Origin of the sequence: Clostridium sp. CX1, from assembly GCF_025398335.1 — a bacterium.
Taxonomy (GTDB): domain Bacteria; phylum Bacillota; class Clostridia; order Clostridiales; family Clostridiaceae; genus Clostridium_AM; species Clostridium_AM tanneri.
In genome coordinates this window covers 16,510-29,736 of the sequence record NZ_JAODOO010000019.1, presented here as the reverse complement: position 1 = coordinate 29,736, position 13,227 = coordinate 16,510, and the positions used below count along the sequence as shown (strand labels likewise).

Below are 13,227 nucleotides of genomic sequence, written 5' to 3'. Positions count from 1 at the left end.
TATATTACTTTACCCATAAGCACCATAAATTACTTTAGCAAATTTTATGATTTTCATTAGACTTTAAATAAAAAATATTATAATATCATTATTGTAATTTAGATAAGACCTTCAGTAACAACTCGTAATTTATCGTGATTTCTTATAAGCCATACCATATTGGGGACAGTTCACAATTATTCATCATAGAGAGTTCTAAAACAATTACTTTAATATAAAAAACAATAAAATTATTAGGGGGGTAACAAACTTGAAAAATAGAATGAAGAATAAGTTTATACTTATACCGATAATTACTACTATATTGTCTATTGCTTCTTTAGTAGTCTTTAATCTTGGCTTTGGTTCCAGTGAATATAAATCCTATGTGTTATTTTTAAAGGATGTGTCTAGTAAAAACGTTTCAACGGTGTACGTAACTCCTTCTCCAAAGATTAAAGTTAAGTTAACTAATGGTAAAATGTACGATACAGACAACCCTAGAACAAGCGATTTTAAGGAAACATTGTTGACAAAGGGAATTACTGTTTCTGAAGAAACACCTACTGATGCTAAACAGATTATTGCTATAACTGTTTTAATAGCTTCAATAATTTCTTTATTGGCTATGGTTATAAAATCATCTACCCTTACTTCTAAAAGAATGCTTTCCGTAGATGCACTAGATGCAACTGCAGTAGAAAAGTCTGGCTTTAGCTTTAAAGATGTTGCTGGAAATGAAGAGGCAAAGGAAAGTGTTAAGGATATTGTAGATTTTCTAAAGAACCCGGAAAAATATGCACAATATGGTGCAAGAATGCCTAAGGGAATTATTCTCTACGGTGAACCTGGAACAGGAAAAACTCTTCTTGCAAAGGCTGTAGCTGGTGAAGCTGGCGTTCCGTTCTATGCTGTATCTGGTTCAGATTTTATACAGGTTTATGTAGGGGTTGGTGCTAGCCGTATAAGACAGCTGTTTAAAAAAGCTAAAAACAATCCTACTGGTAAAGCTGTTATTTTCATAGATGAGATTGATGCTATAGGTAAGAAGAGAGATGGGGCGAGAGGTACTGGTGGTTCCGATGAAAGAGACCAAACACTTAATGCACTTCTTACAGAGATGTCTGGATTTAATGAAAAAGAAGGTATAATTATAATGGCAGCTACTAATAGATTAGACATACTAGATCCTGCCCTTTTAAGACCAGGAAGATTTGATAGACATGTAGAAATAATGCTTCCAGATGTAAGTGCAAGAGAAAAAATTATTGATCTTCACCTAAAAAACAAGCCTGTAGGTGATATTAATATTAATGAATGGGCTCACAAAACTTCTTACTTTTCAGGAGCTAAGCTGGAAAGCTTAATAAATGAAGCTGCTATATTGGCATGTAAAGACAATAGTCCAACTATTGAAGATGTCCATATTGATAAAGCTTACTCTATTGTATTGGCTGGATATGAAAAGAAAGAGAGAGTTCACATAAAGGATATTGATAAGAAGATAACTGCTTATCACGAAGCTGGACATGCCCTTGTTTCCTTAAAGGCCCTTCCAGAGGAAAAGGTATCAAAGGTAACAATAATTCCAACAACTAAGGGTGCTGGCGGATATACTTTAAGTATTCCTGAAGATAGCTTGTACAAAACTAAGGATTATCTAAGAAGAAGAATAATGGTATTACTTGGTGGAAGAGCTGCTGAAGAAATTGTATTTGGTGCTGAAAGCATAACTACCGGTGCTCACAATGATTTAAAGCATATTACAAGCATGGTATTTAATATGATAACTCAGTATGGTATGGGGGAAACTTTAGGTTTGTTAAATATGGAAGAACTTATGGAACTCAACCTAAATCAAGATGATGTTATTAAAGAATCTAAAGAGTTAGTTGATTCTCTATATGAGGAAGTTAAAGAGTTGTTACTGAAGGAAAAGAATAACTTAGATAATATAACAAACATGCTTTTAGATAAGGAAACGTTATATGCAGAGGACTTAGTTTTAAACTAAGATTTGAAGTCTTGAGGTCTGGGGACAGTTAACAATTTTTCAAGTGTAGAAAAATTGTTAACTGTCCCTTTTCTTCTTATGCAGTTACTCTAGGTACACTATTCAATTATCTAAGATATGAGAATAGTTGTGAACTGTCCCCATTTATTAGACCGCCTTTATAAAAAAGTAGGATACAGCAATGCCACCTATTAACCCACCTAAATGCCCAAAGTTATCTATATTAGGCATAGAGAAGCCTAAAATTAAGTTAACTACAATAACAGAAGCTATGTTAAACATAAAATTTTTTCCTACTGCATTCTTCATCTTTATGCCAAAAACTAAGGCTGCTCCCAGTAAGCCAAATATTGCCCCTGAAGCTCCAACGGAAATGTCTGTAGAAAACATATAACTAAAGATTGATGACACTATACCAGCTAAAAAGTATATAAATATATACTTAACTTTTCCATATACACTTTCAACTAGAGGTCCTAGTGAACTAAGAGCGTACATATTAAAACCAATATGAGCAATGCCACCATGTAAAAACATACAGGTAAGTAGTCTATAATACTCACCACTGCTTATTAATTCATTAACTTTTGCACCTAAAAATATCAACACATTTATGTCACTATCCATTATGCTTCCTGACAAATAAGCTGTCATAACGTAAACCAATAAATTTACACCTATTAAAAGATATGTTATAATGGATTTCTCTGTTTTTGAGGTTTCATTTCTTTCACTCTCCATAATCCCCATAGACTTTGCTACCTCATGAACCTCATTCTCCAATTCCTTACTGTAATATAATATTTTATTATCCACATTGTTAATTAAAATCAATTCACATTGTGGATTAATTTTATGACTTAAATGCCTTTCTCCATCTATTCCAACTTCTAAATGAAGCTTTTCATCTACTAAAATCTGAACAGGCTTTATGTTTTTCAATTGAAAATTGTAAACTGCGTACTGAACTACCTTGTTAATATCTAACGAGCCATTGCTCTCTAAGTCAGAAAAGAAGAATAATTGTGTACCGTCCCCTGTGCTTTTCATTACTCCCCATGAACTGCAGAGTCCTGCTATTTCCCCAAATTCTATAATTCTATATCCATATCTATTAAATAGTTCTTGAATCAGTTTTCTTATATAAACATCCATAAAAAATTTCTCCTTAGTTTATAAAATAAAAATGCACAGCATAAAAATAAACTGGTATACTAGTTTATTTTATGTTGTGCATATACTTTATCATGCAATATCGACTATGACAATACTTGGATTTTTTAATAAATCTACCTCATAGAAAGATATAGGACTTTTGGTTTTTGTATCATATAAAACTCTTACAACAGGCCTGTCCGGAAATCCTTGATTTTGACTGATGACATAGCCTTCTTCTCCATTTGAAAGCTTAACACAACATCCCAAAGGATAGATAGAAAAAGTATCTTTAAAGTTTTTAACTAACTTTTCATCGAAACTAGAACCACTTCCAGAAAGAATCAACTCATAAGCATCATTTGGACTAAACTTCTTTCTGTAACATCTATCATTGCTTATCGCATCATATACATCACAGATACAAACAATTTTTGCAAATTTAGATATTTGATTTGAACTTAAGCCGTAGGGATATCCTCTTCCGTCAACTCTTTCATGATGCTGCTCTACAATCTTTATTATTGGATCTGGTATTGTAAAATTTTTTCTAAGAATTTCAGCACCGTATATTGTATGTTTCTTTATTTCATTATACTCTTCATCTGTTAGCTTGCCTTCTTTGTTCAATATCTTAAGGGAAATCTGTGTTTTGCCTACATCATGTAGTATGGCTCCTATTCCTAGGTCCTTTACTTCCCACTCATTTAGCCTTGAATTAATACCTAGAAAGGTAGCCATTATACAAGTATCTAAAGAATGAACATAGGTATAGTTATCATGGGTTTTTATATCATAAAGACTTTTGTTAACATCCCCTACGTCTATTATGTAATCTATCATTTCTTTAACATTGTTTAAGGAGTCTTTAAGCTGTTTTCCATTGCAGTTATGTACATTTTTCATAACATGAGACATGCTTCTTATAGTTAATTGTTTAAGTTCAGAAAGCCTTTCATCTTCTACATCTACATCATCTAATCTATCATCTTCTACATAAATATAGAAAACCCCTAATTCTTTGAGTTTATTTATGTAAGTATTATTTAATTTTACACCAGCCTTCAGTAAGACATGACCTTCATTAGTTAATATGCTTTTACCTAGAGTGTCATCTTCCTTCACTCTACTTATATACTCCAACCTCATCTTTCCACCTCAATAAAGTTTCCTTGAACTTCTAACTTTTCTCCTTTTAAACTATAACACGATATCATAAAAAGTTAAATAGTTAACACTTATCTTTTGATAATTTTTATTATTTATTTCAATTTTCACTATAAATTATAGTCTTTAGTCTTCCCTATATTCTTCCTCTTTTCCCTCTATATCTACAATAACTTTACTAATAGAAGTACTTATTAAAATACATAATTTGTTAAGCTTTTCAGCCATCACAGAATGCTCTTCATCGTAATCAAATTTCACTAACCAAGTTGGATTATATTCACTGTCAATTTGTTCTATATTATATCCATTTTCTACAAATTCCTCTTCGTTAAATAAGTCAAATATTGCAGAATACTCCCAGTCTTCAACGTCCTTATTTGTATCAAAATATACGTTTACTTTTTCGCCGTCATAAAACATTTTAGATATATTTTCTGCACCTTCGCTAACTTCATAACTTCCTAATTCTTTTACCATAAAACCAGTTTCTTTATCTTTTTCCATTAATACTAAAGATGAAAATTCCATATATAAACACCGCCTTAAATCAATTTAATAGTATTTAGTATTTACTTATTTATAAAATTTAGTTATTATAGTATTGGATATATTTTCCAAAAGGAGTGAGACTATGAGGAAACTTTTATTACTTTGCTTATCAGTAGTCCTAGTTGGCGGGCTAATTAAATACACCTACATTTCTAATAAAAGTAAGGATATTAACTATGCTGTTGAAAATTATTTTACTACTGGGATTTTTAATGAATATAAAATGTATCAAATAAGTTCCTCTGATCTATCTTTTTCAAATGGCACTGTTGCTGTAGTTAAGATTAATGGAACTGAAAAAAAGATTCCACATAAAAAAGTAGCCTACAGCGTATTTCTAGAGAAAACCAGCCGCGGCACATGGAAAGTTAAAAAGGTATACCCTGATGAAGTTGCAGCAAAAAATGAATACTAATTAAATTAACAAGAATAGAACCCCTTCTATTCTTGTTTTCTACATTCCTCACATACTCCCTCTAGTTTAATATCTAGTTCTTCCTTATCAAAAACAAAACCAGTCTTATGTTTAATTAATTCTTTAATTTGTTGCATTGGACAATCTATTTCAACTTCCTTATGACATAACTTACACTGCAGTACATGCTTATGATCTTCTTTTTTTAATGCGTAGCTGTATTTTCCCTTTCCTAAATCAAACTTACCTACAATATTCTTACCTTCAAATAATTCTAAAGACCTATAAACTGTGGATAAATCAATATTCATACCACACCTCTTACACTCTTCAAAAATATATTCTACACTTACAGCACCATCACTTTTACATATTATATCTAATACCGCTATTCTTCCCTTTGTAACCTTTATACCATGCTGTCTTAAATATTGTTCTATCTCCAATACTTTCACCCCAAATTTTTAAAAAAACATAATTTTTATCCCAAAAATGATTAATATTATTCCGCCAATATAGTCTGCATATTTGCTTATCACGGTTATTCTTTTTAAATACCTTGCAATAATAAACGCTGTCATTGACATCAATAAAGTTATAAAACCTATAAACAATGTATTTTGTAAAATTACTAAGTTACTCGATATATTATTAAGAGCTGTAAACCCTATAACCATGGCATCAATACTTACAGATACTCCCAAAACTATAAACATGCCTGGTTTTATCAACGGACATTCATCCTTGCTTTCAAGCCCTTCCTTTAACATCATTCCTCCAACTATAGCTATTAGTGCACCACCAATTATTTCTGGCACTGATGCTATATATGTATTAAACAAAAAGCCAGCATAGGCTCCCACTAAGGAAAACAGAAACTGGAAAAACCCAAATGAACTTGCAAATAATATCTTAGTACCTCTTTTTATTCCATTGTTAAGTCCTATACAAAGCGCTACGCCAAAGGCATCTAATGAAAGAGCTAAGGCTATTACGAATAATGAATACAAACTCATACTTTTTCTCCTTGATTTTAGTTTCTTTTCACAGTGATACTATTTTATATTTTACTTTATATCCATAATATTGTCTATATGACAGACTCTAAATTATGGGACAGTTAACAATCTTTTGGGATTCTGGAACGGGGACGGTTAACAACTTTTCTTTGATACCACTCTATTTTGATTAACACAGGATACTACGGAGTAACTATAATAATTAATTATCTTACATCTAATTATATACGTTTATATTACTATAATATGTCAATAATTTAATTAACATATAAAAGGGGTGAAACCAAATGCCAAGAACAGCTCGTAAGAAGGGCTTAAGCCACATACATCACATCATGAGTAGAAGTGTAAGTGAAATTCAGCTTTTTAGAGAGTCTAGTGACAAAGATAAGTTTATGAATATCCTTAGAAAGTATCAAAAAGCTAATAAATTCTTAGTTTATTCATTTGTACTTATGGATACGCACTATCACTTGGAGATTTGTGATAATGGTGCTGATATCTCCAAGTTTATGAAGTCAATTAATCAAAGTTATGCTCAATACTACAATAGAAAATATGAAAGGCATGGTCATGTATTTGCAGATAGATTTAAGAGTAAGCCTATAGAAGAAGATGCTTATGCTGTTACTGCATCAGTATATATACACAGTAATCCAAAGGATATAAAGGAGTATACTAATAATATACAAGACTATCCTTATTCCAGTTTAAAAACTTATCTAGTAAATAAGTCTCCATTTTCTGATATTATAAATATAAACTTTATATTAGAACGCTTTGGTAAGAATATTAATACGGCAAGAAAAACATACTTGGAACTAGTACTTAGGTCTACAAGTTCAGATATTGAAAAGGAAATAGAATTTCAAGAAAAAGAGCAATGTTATGTAGCAGAAAGGCACTTGCTTATTAGAGATTTTAAGCCCGAAAATGTTGTGGACTTCGTTTCCAAATATACCAAGAAAGCCTTCTGTATACATGCGAAATATACACACAAAAACTCAGAATTAAAGTCAGTATGTGTATTTTTGCTTAGAGCTTTATGTGGCTTCAGCTTAACTGGGATTTGTGATGTTATTGGTAACACTACAACTTCTAACATTTGGCGGCTATATGAAAAGGGAGTTTCTCTAGTAAGTACTGATGAGAGATATAAAAATATTATAAACGATTTTATTGAATACAGTAAAACTGCTTAAAAATTTTTCACCCACTAAAAATAAGCTGATAACCCTCTAAAAGCTAAATTAAACTTATTTTATGCAATTATAAGACAAGCTATTAAAATGATTAATCCGTTTAACTAAATTCAGCAAAATTAGAGACAAAAATTAGGGACGGTTAACAATTATTCTATAAAAATAATTGTTAACCGTCCCCTAAATTCTAAGTTTATTTCCATTAACCTTAAGCCATTGTCTTCGTTCCTCATAATCTGGCAATACTGACTGAACAACGCCCCAATATTGCTTAGAGTGATTCATGTGTCTTAAATGACATAATTCATGCACTACCACATAATCAATAATTTCTATAGGCGCCATTAGAAGTCTATAATTATAATTCAAGTTCCCTTTAGATGAACAGCTGCCCCAAACGGTTTTTTGATCTTTGATTGTTATTCGCTTCGGATATACTCCAATTATGTCCTTGTAAGCAATAGTTCTTTCTAAAAATATTCTCTTAGCCTGTTTTTTATAAAAATTTATTACCAAGTCTCTTATATTTTCTCCCTTACTTCTTTGGTTACTACCTATAAATACCTTCATAAGCTTATCCGAAATTAAAATGCTAGAATCCATAATATTAGCTTGGAAAATCTCTAAAGTTATATTCTCTCCTAGATAAAGCAATTTTTCTCCTGACTTAAACTCTATGCTTTTGTAAGTAATCCTTGCCTCATTAATTTCTGTAAGCTTATTTTTTATCCATTTTTCCTTACTTTTAACCACAGCATCTACAACCTTTTTATCAATATTTAAAGGAGAGATAACAACAATCTCCCCTCCCTCTGTTATCTTAATGCCAATGGTTTTTCTCTTTCTTCTTATTATTTTATAGTTAAATGGTGAATAATTGTAAACTGTCCCCATTATCTCACCCTAATTTTTTACAGTAAAAGGCTTTATAACATTTTTTATTTTTATATAGTAAGTTTTTCCCTTTTCTAGACTTTCTTTTGGAGCTAAACTTATTTTGCTGTCATCAACTTTGTTAATATCAAAGGCTGCACGTTTGCCTGTCTCTGAGTCTATAACCTCAATATCTGTATATTGTCTTATAGTATCTATGTTTACGGATTTATTGAATGTTACAGTGAAAACCTTATTTTCGTCTACGTCTTTTAGAGTATCGAAGGTTTTGTAATTACCGTATAAAAATTTATAAATATTATTGAAATAATCCTCTGGAGCCTTTGTCCATCCATTCTCAGTACCTATATAGACATCTTCTTTTGAAACATTATCTATAATATACTTAAATGCTGCCCAGTGATTTTCATCTTTTGCCAATTTCAAATCTATATTAAATTCTTTTCCGCCGGCGCTTACCTTCACATATCCTCTTTTATCTACATTACTTACATATTTCCCAGAAAATAATTCTGCAACTGCTAAGGAATAGTCAGCTTTAACCTCAAAATCTGGAGATATACCGACTTTATTTATCTCATTCTGCATTGGTGAATAAAATTTCTGTACCGTTAGCTTAATTGAGCTGCCATCAGTTAACGGGAATATCTGTTGAGCAACCCCTTTTCCATAGGTTGTAGTTCCTATAAAAAACGCCTTTTTATAATCTTTAACCGCTGCTGACAATATTTCAGAGGCACTTGCCGTATATTCATTAACAAGAAAAATAATTGGCTTGTCAATAACATTTTCATTGGCCTCTGCTAAATATCTTTGTCGAACCCCATCTTTATTTTCTATAGTTATCGCAGGTTCTTCACCAATGAAGTTTCCAGCTATCTCTAAAGCCGAATACATGTATCCTCCACCGTTGTTTCTCAAATCAACTATATAGTTCTCTGGATTCCTCATCCTAAGTTCCTGAAGCTTTTTTGTAAATAACTGTGCAGTGTCGGTACCAAAAGATGTTATGTTTATATACGCTGTTTGGTCATTAAGTATTTTTGCCGTTACTGTTGGTAAACTAATTTCTTTTCTCATAACATCGAAAACTTGTGAACCGTCCCCTCTATTTATTACCAAGTTAACCATAGTGCCTTCTTCTCCCTTGATATAGGAAGTAGCTTGATCCGCTGTTAAACCTGCTAAAGAATGTCCATTGGCAGACACTATTATATCTCCATCTTTAATACCTGCACTATAAGCTGGAGAATTTTCAATTACAGACTGAACTTTCACTCCTTCAGCTACCATTTGTACATGTATTCCTATTCCATACATTCTGTTATCTATTGAGTTCACAAAATCTTCTTCTTCTTGCTTGGAGAAATACTGTGAATAAGGATCATTCAGCCCTTTTACAATTTCCTCTACAGTGGACCTATTTAAAATACTATCTGGCACAGGGCTTATATAGTTTTCTTTAATTATACTTCTAGCTTCTTCTAAAACTGTAGTGGAAGCTTGTACATTAAATGAAAAACTGCTTATAAAGAATAGCATTAAAAACACTATATTAAAGATACTACTTGCTCTACACTTTTTTACATAAGAAATATACTGCTTTAAATTATTTCTCTTATTCATTTGTTTCCTCCTTTTTATTCTTATCTAGTTAACAGTTTTAATTTAAACCTTTGTTATAAAAGATTATAAATTTAATGTTATTAAGATTATACATCATTTCCTACTTTATTAAAATCTAATAATTTATAAATAGTTTATGGAAGTTATTACACAATATTGTATTCATTATGCTTCCTTACCTTTAGACATAGAAAAAAGCATCTTAAAAAAACTTACCTTTCTAAGATGCTTATATACTAGATATTACTCTATAAGTATTTACTCATAAACTTGTACATCAATGCCGTTATCTTTACAGCCAGGATTTAGTTTCTTTAAATTTTCACTAGTCTTTTTTCTCAGCTCTCCACTACTTGAAGAATCTGCTTTCACTTTTATTCCGAAACTATTATTCCTTATGTCGTTGCCTTTAACTGACCAAAGTCCTCCTATCTCTAACTTAATTCCACAGGAAGATTTACCTTTGTATCCTGTTATAACATTATTCTCAATAGAAGCTTTTCCTCTACCCTGTGACACTATTGCAGCAACTGCTTCTTCATTATTGCCTCCTTCGAATACATTAGACATTTCAGTTCCTATATAAGATGAAGATTCATAGGAAGCTGCTACTGTTATATTTTGTATATTCCTAAAAACGCTGTCATTAATTCTTAGAATACTGTTGCCAATTGCTCTAATAGCAGCAGTTTTTTTATAAATATGATCTCCTATATTCTCAATAGTTACCCCATTTAATATTGTCGTTCCTTCCGATTCAATAACGAATGTAATATTTTTACCTATATTATATAACCCATCTATAGATAGATCCTTTATCTCTAAAACTCCTGTCTTATTAACACGAAAAGCTTTGTTATCTACCAAAGGAGTTGAAGGCATATTTAGTTGTATCTTACTACTATCCTCTCCTTCTCCTATAATACTTACATGCCTATCTATATTAATGCTGCTGTCTATAACATAAGTTCCCCTGCCTAGATAAATGTCGCATATTTCCGGATTGCTTACTGCATTGCTTACACTTGAACCTACTCCTTCTATTATTGTTGCGGTATTTCCTTTAATTATATAACCTTTAGTAAGTAACTCATCAATTTCCTGCTGCAAAGACTCTTGTGTATTCAATTGATCCTTATTTTCATATATTGCCTCAGCTACTAATTCTTTAGCTGAAGGAACTAAATTTCCGTATGTATCTAACTCTAGGTGTAATGGATTTTCTTCTAAGAAGGTCATGATTTCGTATTTGTCTTTGCATCGGCCAAGACTCTCTACTTCTGAACTCTCATCTACAATAACCCTACATTCTGCCATTAAACCTTTACTCTCAGTTATTGCTGTAACCATTGCTTCTCCTGAAGCCTTAGCTTTAATTATTCCGTCATCATTCACTTCCACAATATCACTATTGTCAGATATTAATGATACGTTCTTATTGGAAGCATTCTCTGGTGATATCTGGTAGGCTAATCTTAAGCTATCTCCAACTTCTAGTTTTAATGTATCTTCTAATAATTTTATTGATTCTACATCTATAGCAGAATCCGTTGTCCCTTCTTCTGGGGTATTACCTGGATCTTTGTTTTCTTCTTCCTTTGGATTGTCCTTTACTATATCATCCTTTGGTGTGTCATTATGTGATGAATTATTGCTTGAGGAGTTTCTACTCGGTCTACCATGTGCTGACTGTTGATTTTTCTCAATTACTTCCTCATTTTTCTGTGAGCTAGAATCTTCTATTTTTATGATATTTTCAACTAAGTTATCGTATATTACATTATTAAGCTTTGTAGAGCTGTATCCTATGGAGTTTATATAAATAGTTCCATCTACGATTACATTATTAAGAACTACATCTGGAGATTCTATATAAAGATTCCCTTTAATTCTCAAATCCTTAAGCACAGTTCCTTCTCTTAAAATAGCTACATTATTATGTATTTCTCTATTACTAATCTCACTGACACTATCAAAACACTCCGCTGTTATTCTTAATTCATTCACTGTTGAATCCGATATATTTGAGCTGCCACCAATTACTGATATGGTACTCCTTGGAGACAGTCTAGGTTTAACAAAATTCCTACTAGATTCATCCTTATCCATTAGTACTACAGCAGCCTTTTCTTTGGCAGCCATTACAGAACTTGTCAAGGCATCTGAAAACTGATCTCCTCTAGCTAAATATACTTTCTTATAATCTAACTCTGTAGCAAAACCCTTTAAGACCTCTCTATTAGTTTCATACCTATCTAATCCACCAATTCTTTCGCTATTTTTAAGCTCCAGTTCAATATCTTTTCCAACAGCAGCTGTTCCGCCAATTATGTAACTTTTATTGATATTATCATAGTTTTCGTATATGTATTCCTTAGAGCACTTTGGAAGCTTGTCCTTGCTAACTAAAATAATTGGTGCTTCCTTCATCGCTGCTATAGCACCAATAGACAAAGCATCTGCGTAATCCTCTCCAGAGGCTATAAATATCTCTCTTGCATTATCAAGTCTTTCTGCAACTTTTGCGGCGGTTTCATATCTATCCTCTCCCCATATCCTATCAGTGGTTATTGCTAATTCAGATTTTATCGTATTTTCTACTGTCTTAGATATCACTCCTTCCCCGCCTATTATGTAAACATATGTTACCTTCAGTCGTTTAAGTTCTTCTATTGTCTTATCGTCTAGATTATCTCTATTAGTAAAAATAATAGGTGCATCTTTAATCTTAGCAAAAGGTGCTGCAGATAGCCCATCTGCAAAATCCTCACCGCTAACTATTACTGCACTATTAGCTCCCATTTTCCATCCAACCTTTGATATTTCTATGGCTGTTTCATATCTATCTTTTCCCCATATTCTTGTGGCAGTACTTTGAATTTCACTTTTAGCCTCAACCTTAAAGCATAACATAGCAGGCAATAGTGTGATTAGCATTATGGTATTTTTATACTTTTTCTTAATCATTACGAAGCCTCCATTTTAAAATAATTTAGTTATGCTGTAATATTATCTCGTTACCATGATTATACAAATTTATGTAATGTATTTCCATAATAGTTAATAGACAAATTAGGGGACGGTCTGCAACTTTTCACCATCTTTAGGGACGGTTCACAATTTTTCGTATAAAAATAAGGCATTAAAAAGCTTTTAACTTTTTAATGCCTTATCTAATCTTATACCTACTTCTCATCTATCAAT

General features: G+C 31.8%; 11 protein-coding genes. 3 read left to right on the top strand and 8 right to left on the bottom strand.

Annotated elements, in window-relative coordinates; all coding sequences use genetic code 11:
* Positions 1-262 precede the first annotated feature (262 nt).
* Complete coding sequence (locus N4T77_RS17265) at positions 263-1,993, top strand: ATP-dependent metallopeptidase FtsH/Yme1/Tma family protein (protein ID WP_261673136.1); 1,731 nt, start codon at positions 263-265, stop codon at positions 1,991-1,993.
* Positions 1,994-2,140: 147 nt separating this feature from the next.
* On the opposite strand, the gene N4T77_RS17260 is transcribed toward N4T77_RS17265, so the two are convergent.
* From N4T77_RS17260 to N4T77_RS17250, 3 genes are all read right to left on the bottom strand, one after another.
* A complete protein-coding gene (locus tag N4T77_RS17260; RefSeq protein ID WP_261673096.1) occupies positions 2,141-3,148 on the bottom strand; it encodes a rhomboid family intramembrane serine protease in 1,008 nt (335 codons plus the stop codon).
* A gap of 90 nt (positions 3,149-3,238) precedes the next feature.
* Positions 3,239-4,297, bottom strand: coding sequence for an HD-GYP domain-containing protein (locus tag N4T77_RS17255; protein ID WP_261673095.1), 1,059 nt, complete (start codon positions 4,295-4,297; stop codon positions 3,239-3,241).
* A gap of 144 nt (positions 4,298-4,441) precedes the next feature.
* A complete protein-coding gene (locus tag N4T77_RS17250; protein WP_261673094.1) occupies positions 4,442-4,846 on the bottom strand; it encodes a DUF6762 family protein in 405 nt (134 codons plus the stop codon).
* Between the two features lie 103 nt (positions 4,847-4,949).
* On the opposite strand from N4T77_RS17250, the gene N4T77_RS17245 reads away from it, so the two are divergent.
* A complete protein-coding gene (locus N4T77_RS17245; RefSeq protein WP_261673093.1) occupies positions 4,950-5,282 on the top strand; it encodes a hypothetical protein in 333 nt (110 codons plus the stop codon).
* Between the two features lie 26 nt (positions 5,283-5,308).
* Here N4T77_RS17245 and N4T77_RS17240 read toward each other — a convergent pair whose 3' ends face one another.
* Together N4T77_RS17240 and N4T77_RS17235 are read right to left on the bottom strand one after the other, a co-directional pair.
* Positions 5,309-5,728 (bottom strand): Fur family transcriptional regulator, encoded by a 420-nt coding sequence (locus N4T77_RS17240; protein ID WP_261673092.1) that lies wholly within the window; start codon positions 5,726-5,728, stop codon positions 5,309-5,311.
* A gap of 18 nt (positions 5,729-5,746) precedes the next feature.
* On the bottom strand, positions 5,747-6,298 hold the full coding sequence (locus N4T77_RS17235; protein ID WP_261673091.1) for a manganese efflux pump MntP family protein: 552 nt from the start codon (positions 6,296-6,298) through the stop codon (positions 5,747-5,749).
* A gap of 290 nt (positions 6,299-6,588) precedes the next feature.
* On the opposite strand from N4T77_RS17235, the gene N4T77_RS17230 reads away from it, so the two are divergent.
* Complete coding sequence (locus tag N4T77_RS17230; protein WP_261673090.1) at positions 6,589-7,503, top strand: transposase; 915 nt, start codon at positions 6,589-6,591, stop codon at positions 7,501-7,503.
* Positions 7,504-7,683: 180 nt separating this feature from the next.
* Here N4T77_RS17230 and N4T77_RS17225 read toward each other — a convergent pair whose 3' ends face one another.
* From N4T77_RS17225 to N4T77_RS17215, 3 genes are all read right to left on the bottom strand, one after another.
* Positions 7,684-8,397 (bottom strand): M48 family metallopeptidase, encoded by a 714-nt coding sequence (locus tag N4T77_RS17225; RefSeq protein ID WP_261673089.1) that lies wholly within the window; start codon positions 8,395-8,397, stop codon positions 7,684-7,686.
* A gap of 9 nt (positions 8,398-8,406) precedes the next feature.
* Positions 8,407-10,023, bottom strand: coding sequence for a S41 family peptidase (locus N4T77_RS17220; protein ID WP_261673088.1), 1,617 nt, complete (start codon positions 10,021-10,023; stop codon positions 8,407-8,409).
* Between the two features lie 258 nt (positions 10,024-10,281).
* Entirely contained in the window at positions 10,282-12,990 is a 2,709-nt protein-coding gene (locus tag N4T77_RS17215; protein ID WP_261673087.1) for a cell wall-binding repeat-containing protein, read from the bottom strand.
* Between the last annotated feature and the right edge of the window lie 237 nt (positions 12,991-13,227).